This is a genomic window from Pseudonocardia sp. Ae331_Ps2, assembly GCF_001932405.1.
Lineage (GTDB): Bacteria > Actinomycetota > Actinomycetes > Mycobacteriales > Pseudonocardiaceae > Pseudonocardia.
Genome location: NZ_MCIM01000003.1, coordinates 22,625 through 39,468, shown reverse-complemented (window position 1 = coordinate 39,468; position 16,844 = coordinate 22,625). Strand labels below are relative to the sequence as shown.

The window sequence follows — 16,844 nt, the reverse complement described above, 5'->3', positions numbered from 1 at the left end:
CACGCTCCGCGTTGCTGCTTCCGGCGCTCCGCGCGGAAGGGCGTAGCCCTGGAGTGCTGTGCGTGACTGTTTTGCCTGGTCAACGCTACGCGTTGACGTAAACGCGTGTAAGCGCGTTTGCTGCTTTGCGCTGAGCGTGTTTACGCATTTGCGCAACGCATTCACGTAAATGATAGCACAAATGGCCTGGTGAATGCGATTGGTACGCCGAATAGAGGAATGGCAGATGTGCGTTTTCACGCGTAGCCGTGAACACGTATATACGTGAACTAACCGTGCTAACCAGCAATTACTTTGGCTTAGATAGGTGATCAGAAGAACTGACAAGCGACACCGAAGCAGAGCGCGACCAAGCTCAGGCCGGTGGCCGTGGCGAAGTTGTGGCCGAGCGAGTGCCGGTAGCGCAGCGAGGCCAGGAGCACGACCAGCGCGACCGCGAGCACGACCCATCCGCCGGCGTGGACGTACGGAGCTGCCGAGTCTAGGAACGGGGGACGGATGGGCGGCGGGTCGGGGGATGGTGTCAGCCAGTGTGATCACTGGCTGACCTTAATTCCTCTGTTCTCGGCTGCCTTTGCGAGTCGCTCATCGAACGTTGCGAGACCTGCCGGACCGTTCAGCTCCGCTGTGAGCAGGACGCAGCAGTCCGGCATTCGGAGGCCAGTGTGCGCTCGCAGCTCGGCTAGTTGCCCCGCAGCATCGGCGGGCAGCTCGGCCGTCTGGATGCGGAGGCGGTCAAGGATCTCTTCGGCGGCCCGGCGCCGGCCGTGCCGGGCGGGGACGACCAGGACTTCGGCACGGGTAAGCACGCTGGCAATCTTGGGCTGTCCAGCTAGCTCGGTGAGCAGGCGAGTGGCCCGGGCGTGATGTGCATCGTTGCTATCCAGGTGCGCGATGAGCGCGCAGGCATCCACGACCATCACGCCGGCCACTCCTCGCGCAACGCCTCCAGATCCCCAGGCTGGAAGATCCCAGTCAGGGCGCCACTGGTCTGCGCCACGACCCGCTGATCGGCCACGAGAGACGCGCGCAGCGCGGCGTGACCCTCGGCCACCAGCTTGCGCAGTAGCTCAGCAGGAGGAAGGCCAGGCCAGCGCTCAGCCGCTTCCGCGAGCGCGTCACTGACCTCGTCAGTCTCGGTGATCATGTGCCGTCGTCGAGAAGTCGCCATACCTACAGTGTTGCACCATCTCCGCATAGTGCAACACTCGGTATTGCCGAAAGCGGCCTCGCCAGCGCCGGCGACCTGCCACAGTGGTTTCGTTCGAACGGCCGACAGCCGTGGAAGGGGTGTCCCGATGATCGCTGAGCTGATCCTGACCGTTGCGCTGACGCGCGGTGGTGACGCACCGATCCCCCCGCCGAACCCGCACGGGGCTCCGGGCCACTCCATCCTGTACGCCTACGACCCTGCGGACTGGGCAGCTCAGCGGGAGGAGTGCCGGCGCATCCTGGCCACCGACCCGCCCGGGTCAACGTGCGTGGTCCAACCAGGCCGGGAGATCATCATCCCCGACTCGGGCGACATCACCGGGGAGATACTCAACCGAGCCCCCGAAATCCGGCGAGACGCCCAGGAGCCCCGGCCCTGATGGTGCGCGCCGTTCGGTGGGGCGTTCCGTGGGGCGTTCGATGGGGCGTTCGGTGGGGCGATGATCACAGCTGCAGCTCGGCCCGTTATGCCAGCTCAGAGCAGGTTTGAGCAGGTGAAGGACAGCCCAGACAAATCACGGCTTGGGGGGTTGGTGGGGGCCGGACGGAGCGTGCTCAGTGGCGAGGATCGAATAGAGCCGCGAGTCTCGCCATGATCCGTTTGTGTAGACGTGGTCGCGGAGGGTGCCCTCGTGCTGGAAGCCGAGCCGCTTGATCAGCGCGATGCTGGCCGCGTTGTCGGGTCCGATGGCTGCGCTGATGCGGTGTAGGCCGAGCTGCTCGAACCCGAAGGTGACCATGAGTCGGGCGGCGGCGGTCGAGTAGCCGTGTCCCCAGTGATCGGCGGCCGTGGCATAGCCGAGCTTGCCTGCCTGCACACCGGCGAAGGCGAGGCGCACGAAGCCCACCAGGAGGCCGTCAGAGCTGCGGGTGGTGGCGAGGTAGTACTCAGTACGGGGGGTGTTCCTTGCGCGCTCCAGGATGCCGCTCAGCATCGCCTTGGTGTCCTCCCGGGAGCGGGAGTCGAAGCTCAGCCAGGTGGTTACCCGGTCATCGCCCACCAGGGCGAGCGCCTGGTCGACGTCCTGGTCGGTGAACTCTCGGAGCACGACTGGCCCGTCCGGCTCGGTGAGCTGGACGGGCCAGAGCGTCGGGGCAGCAGTGCTCATCGGGGGAGGGACTGGAGCGGGGTCCGGGTGAACGACTCCAGTGCCTCCTGTAGATCAACGGAGTCGGCCGCGAGAGTGCTGGTCACCAGGGCATTGTGCACGCGCTGGGCGGACTTGATGATGCCGCCGATGCGTTGCTCAACCGGCAGAGTCAGCACGGGCGCCACGGCTTCCCGGGCGCCATCCAGCTCCCCGCGGCCGATCCGGGCAATGGCCAGATCCGTGCTCGCGCCGGCGGCGTCTCCGAACGCCCAGTCCGGAGCGCTGGTGTTCCGGTACGCCTCCACGGCCTGGCTTGACCAGCTCTCGGCCTCCGACCCTCCGGGCAGCCACGCCCATGCATCGGCGGCGTAGTAGAGCTGACGGGACCGGGTGAAGGTGGCCAGGCCGCCCAACTCGTCCAGGTCGTCGGGGCGGACGCTTGACCACGCCTCGTCCGCCCGGGTCAGTGATTCCCGCACCTGCTCGACGTTGCCGAGCTGGCCCCACGCCCGGGCCTCGCTGACTGCCAGCCAGACCTGCGAGGTTGAGCCGGCCTGAGCTGCCCACTCGGCACCGCGCTGCGCGTACCGGATGCTCTCGTGTGGGCGGTTGGCCCAGTACGACACGAGCGATTGGAGGCCGGAGATCCACGCCCGGAGCCCGTGGTGATCGGCCTGCTCGGCGCACAGGAACGCAGTCCGGGACTGGGTGAGCGCTGCCGACGGGTCCCCGAGGTCGTGGCTGGCCTTGGCCAGCATCCCGCCCACCAAGCCCGCGAGCATGTAGAGCTGCCGGCCGTGGCTCGGCCGCTGCGGGCGCTCCAACAGGTCGAAGATCGTGGACTGAGCGCCCACCAAGTGACCGAGAACCTCGGGTAGCGGCCGGGCCGGGTAGGCCATCGCCAGGTCACGGACTCCCTCTACGACTTGCTCCATGCTCAGGTCCGACAGACCCGGCAGGTTGAGGGCAAAGCGTTGTGCGCGGTCAGCAGCCACGGCGAGAACCTCCCGATCGGGATCGGACGCCGCAGCCACCAGGGCGGGCGCCGAAGAGACGATGACAAGGTCACCCGCAGCGCTGTAGGGCGCGAGAAGATCGGCAACTGGATGCCCGAACGCGTACTGAAGCGCTCGGGCCGTCGCCGGCTGGGGGTCGGTCACGCGCTCGCGGCGAGCCAGCCGGGCCAGGTGCCGGGGCGTTAGCGAGATCGACCGCGCCTCGTGCTCCTTCGCGGAGGCGGCCACGAACCGCGCGGCTTCATCCCAAGTGAGTTGGCGTTGGCGGATCAAGGCTTCGAGCAACGTGCGCGGCTCGCCCGACTCCGTCATGCCGATCTCCTCCTCTGCGTGGTGACAACCTCAACTCTCATCGGTTCCGCCTGCGCTGCATAGGCAAGGTCAGCGTTGGTCCCGCCCATGTCCACCCATTGTCCTGCCTGGATCTCTCCCGTGGGGCCACTTCGGGAAAACCAGCACGTCACCAGGCCAACGCTCAGGTGGCGGGTAGCTCGTAGATGAGCTGGACGTGGTCCGCAATGATCGTTATGTAGTTGACCTCCACCGGCCGAACCTCGGTGTGCGCGGTCCTCTCGATCCGATAGATCGGAGCCCCGAGCGGGATGCGGAGCTGGTGAGCCTCGTGCTCGGAGGCCTGTCCGATCCGGACGCTCTCAACAAACCGGTCGAGATGGTGACCAGCGTCGATCAACCTCTGGTGGATGCCACCTGGTCCCGGGTTCTCATCCTCGATCGGCGTCCCCTCGGTGACGTCACGGGGCAGGTACGACGTGGCGAGCTGGTAGGGCTGCTCGTCCCGGTAGTGAACGCGGTCTCGGACAAGAACTTCCGACCCTGGGTCGACCTCCAGCGCGGAAGCGACCCGATCATCAGCTCGCCGGATCTCGACCACAGTTGCGGCGCGCAGCGTCCAGCCGCCGAAGTAGACATCGGTGAGCGCAGCACCTCGGCCCGCGTCGCGCTCGACCTGACTCAGGCGCCGGCGGCCAACTCGCATCACCGGCGGGTGCGGTCGTACGTAGGCCCCGGAGCCGACGAGCGTCTCCACCAGGCCCTCGGCCCGGAGGGTGTTGATCGCAGCGGTGATGGTCTGCGAGGAGACCCCGTACTGGCCCTCTAGGACCCGCCGGGCCGGGAGCCGCTCCCCGGCTGCGTAGGTCCCGTCACTGATGGCGGCACGCAGCTCGCTGGCGATTTCTCGAGCTCCGGGACGGTCAGGCATCGGGCAAGGGTAATCGGTGCAGACCAATGGCTTGACGCGGGCGGTCGAGGTGTGTCACCGTGCAGGCAGATTGGTGTACACCAATTTGTCTGACCTGGAGATGTCCGTGCGATGTCGCGCGATGTCCTGCGATGTCCTGCGGAGGTCGGGTGCAGGTCGTGGAGAGGTCCTGCCGGTCAGACCGAGTCTCTAACCCATGGAGGAATTCATGAACGAATCGACCGCTCGGACACGGCGGAGCGCCTGGACCTGGCTGCCGCTGGTGATCGTGGTTGGCGCGCCGGCGGCAGCGAGCTGGCACGGCCTGACCGATGCCGGGGAGCACGCGCTCGGCCTGCACGGCTCGTGGTCCTGGCTGGTCCCGCTGGTCCTGGATGCCGCCGCCGCCTACGCCGCGTTGCTGGCCCTGAGGGCCACGGAGGCGGGCGATTCCGCCGCCCTGGACCGGATGCTGGTGTGGGCCTACGCGGCCGGGAGCGCGGCCCTGAACGCCTGGTGGGCCGACAAGGCGGGTGGTCTGCCGGCGGCACTGTTCTTCGCAGCGGCGAGCGTCTCAGCGGTCGTTCTGTGGGATCGCACGCTGCGGGCCATCCGACGGGACGTGCTGCGCCGGATGGGCGCGGTGGCGACGCCGGCGCCGAGGTTCCGGCCGGCGCGGTGGCTGGTCGCCCCGGGCGAGACCCGGCGGGCGTGGTGCCTGGCCGTGGTCGAAGGGATCACCGACCCGGCCGAGGCCGTGCGCGCGGTGCGTCACCAGCCCCGAGCGGACCAGACCCCGGTGCGGGCGCTGGCCGAGCTGTCCAAAGCCGACGCCGTGCGGGCCGCGCTTCAGGAGGTCGACGACCAGACGCCGCACGTGGTGGCCGCCTGGCTGGCCGCCCGGGGCATCGAGGTGGCGCCCACCTACGTCGCCGACGTCAAGCGCCGTGACGCCAGCAAGACCGGCACCAAGCAACTCGACGCCGGCGACACCGACCCCGACGACCCGGGCGCCCTGCGCCTGGCCGGCTGATCCACGACACGAGAGGAGACCTGACCAATGACCAGCACGACGGGCCACATCACCGGGCGGCGAGGTCTGCGCCTGGTGGGCCAGGACCAGGCCGGGACGGCGCCGGCGGGCCCCTGGGAGACGACCGAGCTGTGCGCCCGGCACGCCGACGCCCTGGCCGGCGAGATCGAGGCGGCCGAGCGGGCCGTGCTGGCCCAGATCGAGCAGCTCGGGGCCGGGGACCTGATCGGGGCGCAGCGGGCCGCGTTCGGGATCCGGGCCACGTTGCGGACGGTCGCCAACTCCCTCGGGGAGCTGCACACCGCCCTGGACGAGGCCGCGCACTCCGGTCGACCCGAGGGGGCGTCATGACCTCGCAGGGACCGCGCCCGCACCGCTTCCGGCAACACGAACACGTCAGCACGCATACACGCGATCGCGTTTACACGCAGAACGGAGCAGCAGCAATGCACTACAAGCGGACCGAGTGGCCCTCGGTCGTTCCCGACCCGGCCGCCGAGGCCCTGGCCGAGATCGCCGAGCTGATGGCTCAGCCGGCGCCCGGTTTCTGGGCCGCTGAGGGCCTCTGCGCCGACCTGGACCCCGAGCTGCACCAGCCGGTCGGGGACGAGGGCTCGCTGCCCTACCGCCGGCAGGCCCGGGAGGCCATCGACGTGTGCCGGGCCTGCCCGGTGCTGGCCGAGTGCCGGGCCTGGGCCCTCGCGCACAACGAGGTCGGCATCTGGGGCGCCATGACGCCCGAGCAGCGCCGGCGCGCCCGCCAGACCACCACCACCCCCACCGAGACCCCGGCCGCGTTGCGGCCGGCGAGCTGACAGGAGAGATCGCCATGCGAACCACACACAACACCCCGCGACGGCGGCGCACGGGAGCCGCGCTCGCACCGCTGCGCCCGGTCGCCACGCTGCGCCCGGTCCAGAGCGACCCGCCGGCGCTGCGCCCGGTCCGGGAGCTGCGCCCGGTCGTGGCCAGCTCGCCGGCGCGGCGGCCGGTGACCGCGCTCGTCAAGCGCACGCCTCAGGAGGTCGGTCGGCGCCGGCGACGGCTACGAGTGCCCTGGGACATCGTGGCCCGGGCGCTCGCGGTCCTCCTGGCCGTCGGGCTGACCGGGCTGGCTGTCTGGGCCGTGGTCGCCCTGGTGACCGCGATCGTGGCCGAGATCGCGGCGGTCGTGGCGGCGGTCGTGGCCTGGGTCCACCAGTACCGGGGCGCGATCATCCTGCTCGGCATCATCGCGGTTATTTGCCTGTTCAGCGGGGGTGCCAAGTGCACCGGGATGCACTGCGGGGGGTGCCGGCGATGAGCGGATTCTGGACCACCGTCACCCGGGGCGAGGCTCTGCGGGTGGGCCGCAAGGACGGCGGGATCATCGTCGGCGTCCTGTTCATCGCGGCCATGTTCAAGTTCATCTTCCGGTTCTTCTCCGGGCGGCCGATCCGGGGCGACCGGCACCGCAAGACGGACGCGGAGTTCTTCCGCGCCGGCACCCGGAAGCTCCACATGAACGACCGCACTCCGGGCCGGTGGGCGTACCTGCCCGAGTGGAAGCGGGCCGCCATCCGGTGCGCGGTGTTGCACCTGGTCGTGGTCATGGTGTGGGCCTGGTTCGCCGGGCCGCCGGCGGCGGAAGTGGCGCCCGACGCCTGGTGGATGGACCATTTCGAGTTCTTCGGGTCCATCACTCAGACGGTCATGACCTTGCTGGCCGGGGCGCTGGTATTCGCCACGATGTGGTGGGCCATCGTCCGAATCGACACCAATGTGCGGGACGCCAAGCACAACCGCACCCTTCTCAAGCCGTTCAAGCAGGCTGTGGCGCCCATTCTCGGTATCGCCGACAGGGACGTGAAGGTAATCATTCCGCGCGACGCTATGACAGGAGGCAAGAAGTGACCGCGCGCCGAATCGGGCATATCGATTTGCCCGACCATTTCCGAGCCGACGCCGAGCAGAAGAAGGCCATCACGGCGCTCGTCAACGCCCGGTTCCCCATGGAAGTCGAGATCGACTGGAGGACGACGCAGTCCCCGCAGCAGGCGGTCCTGATGCAGGTGGAGCAGTGCCCGACGACGGTGCCGTTCGACCAGGTCAGAGACAAGGTTGAGGCATGCAAGCCCGGTGAGGTGTTCATCGGGCTCGACCGCAAGCGCAAGCCCTACATCGGCTCGTTCCTGACCGATGACCCGCACTGGGGATTCGAGGTCGGGTCCCGCCGGGGTAAGTCCACGTTCCTTTCGTTCACCGCCGCGCAGATTCTCCACCAGGACCCGCGCGCCACGGTGACCGGAATCGACGTCAAGCGGGAGTCGTTCAAGGCGTTGTTCGGTGTGCCGAGGCTCAAGCTCTACAACGATCCGCGCGACATTGCCGCTATGTGGAAGGCGGTTCGGGATTTCAAGGATGAGATGGATCGGCGGTGTGATGCGCGGGCCGCCGATCCGACTCTCGATTTCCCGTTTGCCTTGCTGATGATCGATGAGTTGAGTCAGTTTTCCGCGCAGACCAAGCAGTTGTGGACGCACGTTAAGGAGAAAGGAGATCCGGCGCACGCACCGGTGTGGGACGACATCGCCTCGATCATGTGGCAGGGGGCCGCATTCCGGTGCCATGTTCTCATGGCGGGGCAGCGAATCGATCACCAAGTAACCGGTGGAATCGGGCTCATCACCAGCCTTGGTTTTCGGGGCCTGGCCGGTTTTCGAAACGCGAACTGGGCGCGGCTGATCGGCACCTATCCGATTCCGCGTAGCCGGCCCGAGCGGGGCCGGTGGATCTACTCGGACGGCAATTCCGAGACGTGGGTCCAGAACGTGTGGGCGACCGACGAGGAGATCAAGGCGTACGCGATGGGCGGTTCCCACGCCGAGGCGTCGGAGGCCGCTCCCACTGGGCCAACCGAGCAGGGTGGGAAGTGGGAAGCACCCGCCGACCCGGACGCCAGCACCGCCGGCGGTACCGAGTGGGTGGTGGGAAACGAGGCTGCCGCGCGCTATCTCAGAATCGAGACGGAGGCATTCCGAAAGCGCCGCCGGACCAGGGAGATTCCCAATACCGACCGCCGTGGGAACAGTCCCATGTGGAAGCCCTCCGACCTGGACGAATGGGCCAAGTCCTGGGCCAAGGAGACCGAGAACGCGGCATAGGTAAAAGCCGTTTGTCTCGGCCTGATTTGGCACGTGGGAATGATCGGGAACAGGAAGGTGGGAACCATGCAGGGAATGTGGACAGACGCGTTCGACCGGCTCCGCGAGGCCGTCCTCAACGGGGCCACGGTCGCGGAGGTCGAGCGGCTCGCCCTGATCGAGCTGGGCGAGCTGCTCGACGCCGAGGAGGACGGCGACCAGTGAAACGGCTCGGACTCGCGGAGGAGATGGCCGGCGGCAGGGAACTGGTCGCGCTCGTTGGCGGTCCCTGGGCCGGGCGCTGGTGGTGGGCCGACCAACTCGCCGAAGCTCAGCGGGCCGCCGGCCGGTATCCCATCGAGCACCCGGCCGGCCGGCTCGCCGGCTACCACCCCGCCGGCGGCCCGACCGAGCACCGCGTCAAGCACCCCGACCTGCGCGAGGCCGAGGACGGGGTGAGCGGCTGGGTGTTCACCTGGCAGCCCGGCGCGTGCAGCGAGTGGGCGCAGACCCTCGCCCCGGCGGCTGCGCCGGCCGCGCGACCCGCGATCCCTCAACAGCGACAGCGGCGCCAGGAGATCGCGACCGAGCGCGCGGCCCTGCCCCTGCACATCGCGGCCGGAAGCGAGCGCGCCGCGTGATCAGATCGAGGCAATCTGTGACTGCTCCCGGCGCGTCTTCCCGTATTTGCGAATACGACGGAGTAGAACGCACCCATGCCCAGACGACCACCGCTGAGCAACGCTGGTGCGAAACCGAAGTGGGGCGAGCCGACGAGCGCTCTCGCTGTGCGCTGGCCTTGCTCCCACCGGGAGTTCTACGAGCAGCGAGCCAAGGAACAGGGCCTGAGCTTCAGCGAGTACATCGTCCGGGTCCTCGCGGAGGCTCACGGGCTGAAGCTCCCGGCGTCGGGGAAGGAGAGCGACGGGCAGCTACCCCTGACCGCCTGATCTACCGATCTACCCCTGAACAGCAGAGAACCCCCCGTCTGAGCTTGGCGGCAAGCCGGGGGGCTCTCTTGGAACAACCTCGTTGGAGGTCGCACGTGCAGGCGTCACTGTACAACCGAGACTCGGAGTCTTCTACATTCCGTTGCTCCGTGCGCGTCGCGGCTGCTCCGGGTCACAGCGGCGGTGCACGGTGACCCCGCCTCCCCCCGCCGCTGGCGGGACCGTCGCGTCCCTGGACGATCGCCGTCAGCCCGAGCCGGCGCCGGCGTGGCCGATCGACACGTGGGGCACCAACGTGTGCGCCTACAGCACCGGGTCGGACAGTGACGGCCGAGAGCGCGGCGTGTACATCCAGCGCGGGCAGCGCTGGACGAAGATCGGGCCACTGCCGTTCGTCCTGGAAGTCATCGAGCACGTCGACGGCGCCGGCCGCCAGACCTCCCCCTCGTTCCGGCTCTCCCCGACCCCGCTGGCCGACCCGGCCCGGGTGACGCTGGTCAACGATGAGGACCTGGGCAAGGGACTGTGGGCCGGGCCGCTCGGGATGGCCGTGTCCTGCGACCCGAAGATCGCTCAGACCATCGGCTCGGCCGTGCGCCAGTACGCCCGCACCCACCGGGTACCGGTCAGCCGGTCCGTACCGAGCTGGACCAGTGAGGGCGAGCTACTGCTCCCGGCCGCCGACGTCGGACCCGCCGGGTACGGCCAGCTCGCCCCCGTCACCGAGGACACCGCCCGCGCGGCGTGGTCGCGGATCATCACCGAGGCCGCCGCAGCGCCGAAGCTCGGACTGGTCGCCGGGCTGAGCCTGGGCGGGCTGTTCGTGCGTCCCCTCGGGCGTTCGTCCTGTGTGGCGCTGCTGGTCGGGTCAGCCGGGAAGGGCAAGTCGACCGCGCTGGTCACCGGCGCCGCCGCGATCGGCGACCCGAGCACCGGCAACGTGGTCCGCACCTGGAACGCGACCCCGATCGCGCTTACCCAAGAGCTGGGATTGCTCAGCTCGTTGCCCGCGTACCGGGACGAGTACGGCTCGGCCGGGCTGGATGCCCGCAAGACCGAGCAGATGATCCTGGCCGTGGCTGAGGGAGCGTCCCGGACCACCGGCGGCCGGACCGGCACCCCGCGCACGTCCCCGACGTGGTTCTCGGTGCTGATCGCCAACGGCAACGACTCCATCCTCGGTGAGGTCACCAACGAGGCCGTGGCCCGCCGGCTGATCGAGATCGAGACACCGATCACCCGCGACGCCGAGAGCGCCGAGCTGGTGGAGGAGCTGGCCCGCGAGCACCACGGGTGGCCACTGCACTGGCTCCGTACGGCCGGGGTGACCCCGGCCGAGTTCGGCGAGCGCCTGGCCCTCGCACAGGAGGACATCGGGGCGCCCGCGGAATCAGTCCCGCGCAGTCTCGGCAAGCACCTGGCCCTCGGCGTCGCCGGCGCCGAGCTGCTCGACCGCCTGGTCCACGGCGAGGCCGCCGGCGCGCTGCGCACAGCCGTCCTCGAGGTAGCCCGGCAACTGCTCGACCAGCTCGTCAGCGAGGCCCGGGAACGGGGCATCACCCCCGGGGAGCGGGTGCTCTCCGCTGTGGTCGACGCCCTGGTGTCTCGGCCGGGCAACTTCCCCGACCGGGGCACCTACCGCAGCGCGGTCGCCGGCGGCCCCGGGCCGGCGCTGCGCGAGGTCGAGGGCTGGGACCTGTCCGCCGACGCCGCCCTCGATGGCGATGTCGCGGTGTTGTCCTCCCGGCTGGCCGGGATCTGCTCCGAGGCCGGGATCACCAACCCGGGTACCGGGCTGCGCGAGCTGACCCGCTCCGGGGCGGCCGGGCGGTCGGGGCTGTTGCGCAGCACCGACCCCGAGGGACGGCGGGTGCAGCGGATCAACGTCGGCGACGCGAGTCACCGGCCCTCGGTGTACGTGTTCCGGCTCGGCGAGCTGCTCCCCACCGAGCCGCCAGCGGCCCCGGTCGAGCACGGGCCGGCGTTCCCGGGTTCCGTTCCCGGTTCCCCGGTTCGTTCCCGGTCCGTTCCCGGTTCGCCCACCGAAACCGGGAACGGGCGTGTCGAGCCTGTGACCAGCAACGATGAGGTAAGTAAGGGTACCCTCGTTCCCGGTGTTCCCGGTTTTTCGGCGAACCATCGTATGCGCGAGGAGAGCCACCACTCGGCCTCACCGAGCGCTTGCTCGGTCTGCGCCGACCCCGGGGTGATGTGGTGCGGGTTTGGGCAGGTCAGCGAGACGCCGGCGCCGTGTCTGGTGTGCGGTGAGCCGACCGCCACCCGGTCCGCCTGCGGTGCGGTCCGGCACGCCGGCTGCCGCGTCGACCTCGGGCCGCCCGCCGCCGTGGCCGAGGAGGCCAGCACAGCGACCAGCACCGAGCCTGCGGTCCGCGACACCGCGCACCGGCCCGGCGGGCAGCGCCGGCTACGTCCGACCGACGCCGGCGCCGACGAGGCCCGCACGGTCGACCCGGCCGAGGAGCTGGACCGGTTCTCTCGGGTGGTGCGCTCCCGCTATCCCGACGCCGGCGCCGAGGAGCTGGCCGCCAGTCTGGCCCTGTTCACCGAGGCCACCGGCGGGTTGCGGTTCGTGTCCTTCCCCGGTGAGGTCGGCATCGCCGCGTACGCCCGGCTGGTCGCCCGGCACGCGGCCATGCCCGTACCCGAGCCCCTGGGCGAGACCACCCTCAGCGACCACGGGATCCGCATCCGGCTCTCGGTTGACTACCTCAACCGCCGGCTCAAGCTGCCCGCCAGCGCGCGAATCGTCGGGTGCGACGTCAACGCCCAGTACCTCGCCGCCGCGCACTCGGGGCTGATCCTCGGGGACGGCGAGCCCGTCACCGGATCGCCGAACCCGCTGGCCGTGATCACCAGCGGCAAGCCCGGCTATGTGCGGATGGGCCGGGCGGTCAGCACGCGCCGGCTCGGGCTCGGCCGCGACGGGTCCGGCAAGCTCGCCCGGGGCGAGTGGATCACCACCCCGGTAGCGAAGTACCTCATCAAGGACCGGGGCATCGAGCTGCCCATCGATGAAATCGTGTGGTGGCGTGACTGCGGGCGCCGGCTGGACAAGTGGGCCAAGCCGCTGGCCCGGGCCTACCGGATGCTCAAGCCGCGCGAGGACGACCCGGCGCGGTTCGCGCTGGTCGCGGTCAAGAGCGTCTACACCGCCTTCCTCGGCGGGATGCTGCGCAGCAAGCGCTACAACCGCACCGGGCTGTGGCGGCCGGACTGGGCCGACCAGTTGCGCACCCTCGCGTGGGCCAACCAGTGGCGGGCCCTGGACAAGGCCGAGAGCGCCGGCGCCAAGGTGCTCGGGGTCTACCGGGACGCCGCGTGGTTCGTGGTGCCCGCAGCCCATCCCGCCGGCGAGCCGTACGCACCGACCGCGCTGACCATCGATCCGAGCTGGCCCGGCAAGTGGAAGCTGGACCGGGCCGCCGAGCTGGACGAGGACATGCGGGCCGCGCTGGCCGACGGGTCGGTACCCCGGTTCGCCGCCGCGCTGGCTGACGCGTCCGGCGTCGGCACCGGACCAGACCTGCTGGAGTCCCTGGCCGAGCTCGGGCTCAGCGCCGACGATTCCGACGACGCCAGCGGAGACGCTCAGATCGGTTCTGAGGAGGCCCAGTCATGACCCGGCACCTGATGCCCGCCCGGGCCCTACCGGGGCACACAGCGGCTCCTGAGCGGCCCGGGACGGCCCTATCTGGGCGGGTGGCCTGATGGCGCGCGGTGGTCGTAGCGGCCGGGGGCCGGCGCCTCGGGGAGCGACCCGCAGCCTCCTGCAGCCGGGTTCGGCCACCGAGGCCGCCCGCTCGCACATCGCCACCCACGGGCGGGGCACCTCGCGCTGGCTCGCCCAGGAGTACGGGGTTTCCCAGCGCACCGCGCAACGCTGGCTCGCCGGCACCCAACGACCTCGCAACGCCAGCGCCGTGCTCGCCGGCGCCGACACCCGACAGCTCAGGATCAGCAAGCTCCGCCAAGTCAGCACCGCCCGGCTCGGACAAGTCACGATCTACGAGAAGTCACCGCGCCGGCGCAGCGTCCGCAACTACGGCGACGTCGAGGTGGACATGAGCCCGGTCGCCGACCTGCTGGCCGCCGGCGGCAGCGAGGCCGAGGCCGACGAGCTGGCCCGCGACATCTTCACCGGCGCCTACTTCGACTACCACGGCGAGATGCCCGACGCCGGCGACTTCCCCATCGAGATCGAGAGCTACAGCTCCGACCCCGAGTTTTACTGAGCGAAAACCCCTTCACGTGTCAACGTGAAGGGGTTTTTACGTAAACCGATGTGCGGTACGCTGCGGTTATGGCTGCGAAATCACCCCGGATCCTTGGGGTCGGATCTTCCAAAGGCGGGGTCGGCAAGACTCAGACGGCGGTGACTCTCGCGCATCTGGCCACCTTGGAGGGCTACCGGGTGCTGTTGGCCGACGCGGACCCGAACCTCAGCGCGGCGGACTGGGCCACTCGATCCGAGGGCATGACCTTCGACGTGGACGACCTCCAGGACGCCGGACCGGCGGTGCTGACCCGGTTGCGCGAGCTGCCCGACTACGACCTGGTGGTGGTCGACCTCCCCGGGGCGAAGTCCTCCGACGCCTGGTCGGCCCTGCTGCACGGCAGCTCGGGCGCACCCGTCGTTGACGGCCTGGTCGTGCCCTCGGCGGTGCGCACGATGGACCTGCGGACCGTGCTCCGGGTGATCCGGGAGGCCGTGGTCCCCACCAAGGTCCCGTACCTGCTGGTCGGGACGCTGGTCAAGACACCGAGCCTGCCCAACGCGTTGCAGGAGTTGAACGAGATAGCCGGGTCCACCGGGATCTCCGTTGCCCGCACCGTGATCCGGGATCTGTCGGTGCACGCCGAGGCTGTGACCTGGAATCGGCCCATCACCGAGATGCCCGGCCGTCGGCACTCCACTGCCCGTGCCGCTGAGCGGGAGTACCGCAACCTGGCCCGCGAGGTGTTCGCCGGGCTGCTGCACATGAAGTGGTCCACCACCCAAGAAGCAGGAGAACTCTGATCATGGCCCGCCACCGCTCCATCGCCGCCAGCCTCGCCGAGCCGGTTGCACCGCCGGAGCCGGCCACCGAGCCCGAGTCACCGGCTCCGACCGCTCGTAAGAAGCGGGCGCCACGCAAGACCGCCCCGCCGGCGCCGGCGGCCGAGCCCGAGCAGGACGACAAGCCGCGGGCCGATCCGCCCCGGATCCTGTTCCCGCCTCAAGGCCAGGCCGAGGGCCGGGTCAGCCTCAAGCTGCACGCCGAGGACATGCGCGCGATGGGTGAGGCCAAGCTCGATGACCGGGTCGACCACAACCAGCGCATCCGCGCCATGATCGCCGTGTGGAGGGCCAACCCTCGGTTCCGTACCCAGGTCGACCGGCTGGCCCGCACCAGTCCCAAGGGGCTCGGCTGAACTACCTTGCTGCCGCACCGCTTCCGCTCCTCGGCGCCCCGAGGGGGCGCCTGCGGTGCGGGTCGGCTTGCCCTCGAATGCACCCCGGCCAGCAGACGAGGCCAAGATGGACGCCATGACACAGGCCGAGCTACAGCGGCGGATCAAGGCAGTCGGCATCGCTGATCACTGGCCCTACGGCGCCAACAATCCCGAGACCCGTGACCGACTCCTCGACTGGGCCGAACCACTCCAGCTGCGCTACTCCGAGGCCGGGACGTGCCTCCACTGGATCGCCAAAGGCCGCTGTGCAGTGCAGACCTGCCAAGAGCACGCCCGCTCCCGTAGCTGGCTGGACCACGTGTCTGGCTGGACGCGTAGCGGGAAACCAGCCCTCCTGGTCGCGCAACCCTACGGACTCGACCAGGACCAGCTACGGGACATCCTCGGAGCCGCTGAACAGTTCGGGCTAGAACCGAGGATCGATGGCACCGGATGGTACGGAAACGGCTCGACCTTTCTCAGCCTCGCACCTAAGAGGTCGCGCGGATTGATCACAGCTGGGTCGCGGCCGGGTGTCGATGGTGAGGGGCGGGCACGGGCCTGTCGATCATGAAGTTGTTGACTCTTCGTGATCGTCTGGAGGCCGCGTGCCCGCCCTGCCATCATGGCTGACCGAGCCGTTGTGGGACCAGTTCGCCGCGCTGCTGCCGCCCCGGGTCGAGTTCGATCCCACTCATCCGTGGGGCTGTCACCGCCGCCGGATCGCGGATCGGGTCGTGTTCGACAAGCTCCTGTGAGGTACTGCGGTTCGGCTGCCCGTATCAGGGCATCGCCGACAGCACCTGCTCGGCGACCACCATCCGCGATCGCCGTGACGAGTGGATCCGGCTCGGGGTCTTCGCCCAGCTACGCCGGATCGCCCTGGACGCCTACGACCGCATCGTCGGCCTGTTGCTTGACGACGTTGCCGTCGACGGCGCCATCACCAAGGCCCCCGGCGGCGGTGAGGTCGCCGGACCGTCACCGGTTGACCGGCGTAAACAGGGCATGAAGCGATCGGTGCTCGTCGAGGGCCATGGCATCCCACTGGGCCGGGTCCTGGCCGGGGCACACCGCCACGACTCCCCGCTACTGGGCCCCACTCTCGACCACCTCGACGCTCTCGGCCCGCTGCCCGACGACATCACCGTGCACCTCGACGCCGGCTATGACTCCGGTAAGACCCGCGACACACTCACCGAACGGGGCCTGCACAGCGAGATCGCGCGCAAGGGCGAGAAAGCACCGATCCAGGCCACCCAACGCTGGCACATCGAGCGCACCAACGCCTGGCACAACAGCTTCAACCGGCTGCAGCGCTGCTACGAACGCCGCGAAACCGTCGTCGACGCGTTCTTCGACCTCGCCGACACCATCATCACACTCCGTAGCCTGATCCGGCAGGCCTGGACCACGCACCGCTGGGACAGCCGACCACACCGCCGCCCATGATCATCCATCAATCCGCGCGACCTCTAAGTCAAAGTAGCTGGTTAATTCAGTTAGTTCACGTATATACGTGTTCACGGCTACGCGTGAAAACGCACATCTGCCATTCCTCTATTCGGCGTACCAATCGCATTCACCAGGCCATTTGTGCTATCATTTACGTGAATGCGTTGCGCAAATGCGTAAACACGCTCAGCGCAAAGCAGCAAACGCGCTTACACGCGTTTACGTCAACGCGTAGCGTTGACCAGGCAAAACAGTCACGCACAGCACTCCAGGGCTACGCCCTTCCGCGCGGAGCGCCGGAAGCAGCAAC

Annotated in this window: 20 protein-coding genes and 1 pseudogene; 15 read left to right on the top strand and 6 right to left on the bottom strand. The window is 69.3% G+C overall.

Annotated features, from left to right (window positions below; all coding sequences use genetic code 11):
• Positions 1–311: 311 nt before the first annotated feature.
• The 3 genes from Ae331Ps2_RS33920 to Ae331Ps2_RS29560 form a co-directional block, all read right to left on the bottom strand.
• Positions 312–443, bottom strand: coding sequence for a hypothetical protein (locus Ae331Ps2_RS33920; protein ID WP_256371362.1), 132 nt, complete (start codon positions 441–443; stop codon positions 312–314).
• 93 nt (positions 444–536) lie between these two features.
• Positions 537–920 carry a type II toxin-antitoxin system VapC family toxin gene (locus Ae331Ps2_RS29565; protein ID WP_139319274.1) on the bottom strand — a complete coding sequence of 128 codons (384 nt, stop codon included), beginning with the start codon at positions 918–920 and terminating at the stop codon, positions 537–539.
• The gene (locus Ae331Ps2_RS29560) at positions 920–1,147 is read right to left on the bottom strand and encodes a hypothetical protein (protein ID WP_212567743.1); all 228 of its coding nucleotides are present in this window, start codon (positions 1,145–1,147) and stop codon (positions 920–922) included. The genes Ae331Ps2_RS29565 and Ae331Ps2_RS29560 overlap by 1 nt, the downstream gene beginning before the upstream one ends.
• A 151-nt stretch (positions 1,148–1,298) precedes the next feature.
• Here Ae331Ps2_RS29560 and Ae331Ps2_RS29555 point away from each other — a divergent pair, with 151 nt between their 5' ends.
• A complete protein-coding gene (locus tag Ae331Ps2_RS29555) occupies positions 1,299–1,592 on the top strand; it encodes a hypothetical protein (protein WP_075329880.1) in 294 nt (97 codons plus the stop codon).
• A 135-nt stretch (positions 1,593–1,727) separates the two neighbouring features.
• Here the strand turns inward: Ae331Ps2_RS29555 and Ae331Ps2_RS29550 are convergent, their stop codons facing one another.
• From Ae331Ps2_RS29550 to Ae331Ps2_RS29540, 3 genes are all read right to left on the bottom strand, one after another.
• A complete protein-coding gene (locus tag Ae331Ps2_RS29550; RefSeq protein WP_075329879.1) occupies positions 1,728–2,321 on the bottom strand; it encodes a GNAT family N-acetyltransferase in 594 nt (197 codons plus the stop codon).
• Positions 2,318–3,631 carry an XRE family transcriptional regulator gene (locus tag Ae331Ps2_RS29545; protein ID WP_170917180.1) on the bottom strand — a complete coding sequence of 438 codons (1,314 nt, stop codon included), beginning with the start codon at positions 3,629–3,631 and terminating at the stop codon, positions 2,318–2,320. Before Ae331Ps2_RS29545 ends, Ae331Ps2_RS29550 begins: the two co-directional genes overlap by 4 nt.
• Positions 3,632–3,794: 163 nt before the next feature.
• Entirely contained in the window at positions 3,795–4,541 is a 747-nt protein-coding gene (locus Ae331Ps2_RS29540) for a GntR family transcriptional regulator (protein WP_075329878.1), read from the bottom strand.
• Between the two features lie 208 nt (positions 4,542–4,749).
• Between Ae331Ps2_RS29540 and Ae331Ps2_RS29535 the strand changes: the two genes are divergently transcribed.
• From Ae331Ps2_RS29535 to Ae331Ps2_RS29480, 14 genes and pseudogenes are all read left to right on the top strand, one after another.
• Positions 4,750–5,553: a DUF2637 domain-containing protein gene (locus Ae331Ps2_RS29535; protein ID WP_075329877.1), complete on the top strand. Its 804-nt coding sequence runs from the start codon at positions 4,750–4,752 to the stop codon at positions 5,551–5,553.
• A gap of 27 nt (positions 5,554–5,580) precedes the next feature.
• A complete protein-coding gene (locus Ae331Ps2_RS29530) occupies positions 5,581–5,904 on the top strand; it encodes a hypothetical protein (RefSeq protein ID WP_075329876.1) in 324 nt (107 codons plus the stop codon).
• Positions 5,905–5,999: 95 nt separating this feature from the next.
• Positions 6,000–6,368, top strand: a complete 369-nt coding sequence (locus Ae331Ps2_RS29525; protein ID WP_249265428.1) for a WhiB family transcriptional regulator — start codon at positions 6,000–6,002, stop codon at positions 6,366–6,368.
• Between the two features lie 14 nt (positions 6,369–6,382).
• Positions 6,383–6,856 (top strand): hypothetical protein, encoded by a 474-nt coding sequence (locus Ae331Ps2_RS29520; protein ID WP_075329875.1) that lies wholly within the window; start codon positions 6,383–6,385, stop codon positions 6,854–6,856.
• Positions 6,853–7,446: a hypothetical protein gene (locus tag Ae331Ps2_RS29515; RefSeq protein ID WP_139319273.1), complete on the top strand. Its 594-nt coding sequence runs from the start codon at positions 6,853–6,855 to the stop codon at positions 7,444–7,446. The genes Ae331Ps2_RS29520 and Ae331Ps2_RS29515 overlap by 4 nt, the downstream gene beginning before the upstream one ends.
• The gene (locus Ae331Ps2_RS29510; protein WP_075329873.1) at positions 7,443–8,696 is read left to right on the top strand and encodes a hypothetical protein; all 1,254 of its coding nucleotides are present in this window, start codon (positions 7,443–7,445) and stop codon (positions 8,694–8,696) included. The genes Ae331Ps2_RS29515 and Ae331Ps2_RS29510 overlap by 4 nt, the downstream gene beginning before the upstream one ends.
• A 75-nt stretch (positions 8,697–8,771) precedes the next feature.
• Positions 8,772–8,900 carry a hypothetical protein gene (locus Ae331Ps2_RS33915; protein ID WP_256371361.1) on the top strand — a complete coding sequence of 43 codons (129 nt, stop codon included), beginning with the start codon at positions 8,772–8,774 and terminating at the stop codon, positions 8,898–8,900.
• A complete protein-coding gene (locus tag Ae331Ps2_RS29505) occupies positions 8,897–9,316 on the top strand; it encodes a hypothetical protein (protein ID WP_075329872.1) in 420 nt (139 codons plus the stop codon). Before Ae331Ps2_RS33915 ends, Ae331Ps2_RS29505 begins: the two co-directional genes overlap by 4 nt.
• A 147-nt stretch (positions 9,317–9,463) precedes the next feature.
• The gene (locus Ae331Ps2_RS32375; protein ID WP_175582033.1) at positions 9,464–9,625 is read left to right on the top strand and encodes a hypothetical protein; all 162 of its coding nucleotides are present in this window, start codon (positions 9,464–9,466) and stop codon (positions 9,623–9,625) included.
• Between the two features lie 343 nt (positions 9,626–9,968).
• The gene (locus tag Ae331Ps2_RS29500) at positions 9,969–13,265 is read left to right on the top strand and encodes a DUF927 domain-containing protein (RefSeq protein WP_139319272.1); all 3,297 of its coding nucleotides are present in this window, start codon (positions 9,969–9,971) and stop codon (positions 13,263–13,265) included.
• Between the two features lie 88 nt (positions 13,266–13,353).
• Positions 13,354–13,878 (top strand): hypothetical protein, encoded by a 525-nt coding sequence (locus tag Ae331Ps2_RS31670; RefSeq protein WP_139319271.1) that lies wholly within the window; start codon positions 13,354–13,356, stop codon positions 13,876–13,878.
• A gap of 68 nt (positions 13,879–13,946) precedes the next feature.
• The gene (locus Ae331Ps2_RS29490) at positions 13,947–14,663 is read left to right on the top strand and encodes a ParA family protein (RefSeq protein ID WP_075329869.1); all 717 of its coding nucleotides are present in this window, start codon (positions 13,947–13,949) and stop codon (positions 14,661–14,663) included.
• A 2-nt stretch (positions 14,664–14,665) separates the two neighbouring features.
• Positions 14,666–15,058, top strand: coding sequence for a hypothetical protein (locus Ae331Ps2_RS29485; RefSeq protein ID WP_075329868.1), 393 nt, complete (start codon positions 14,666–14,668; stop codon positions 15,056–15,058).
• Positions 15,059–15,687: 629 nt separating this feature from the next.
• A pseudogene (locus Ae331Ps2_RS29480) lies at positions 15,688–16,531 on the top strand (IS5 family transposase).
• The last annotated feature ends 313 nt before the right edge of the window (positions 16,532–16,844 follow it).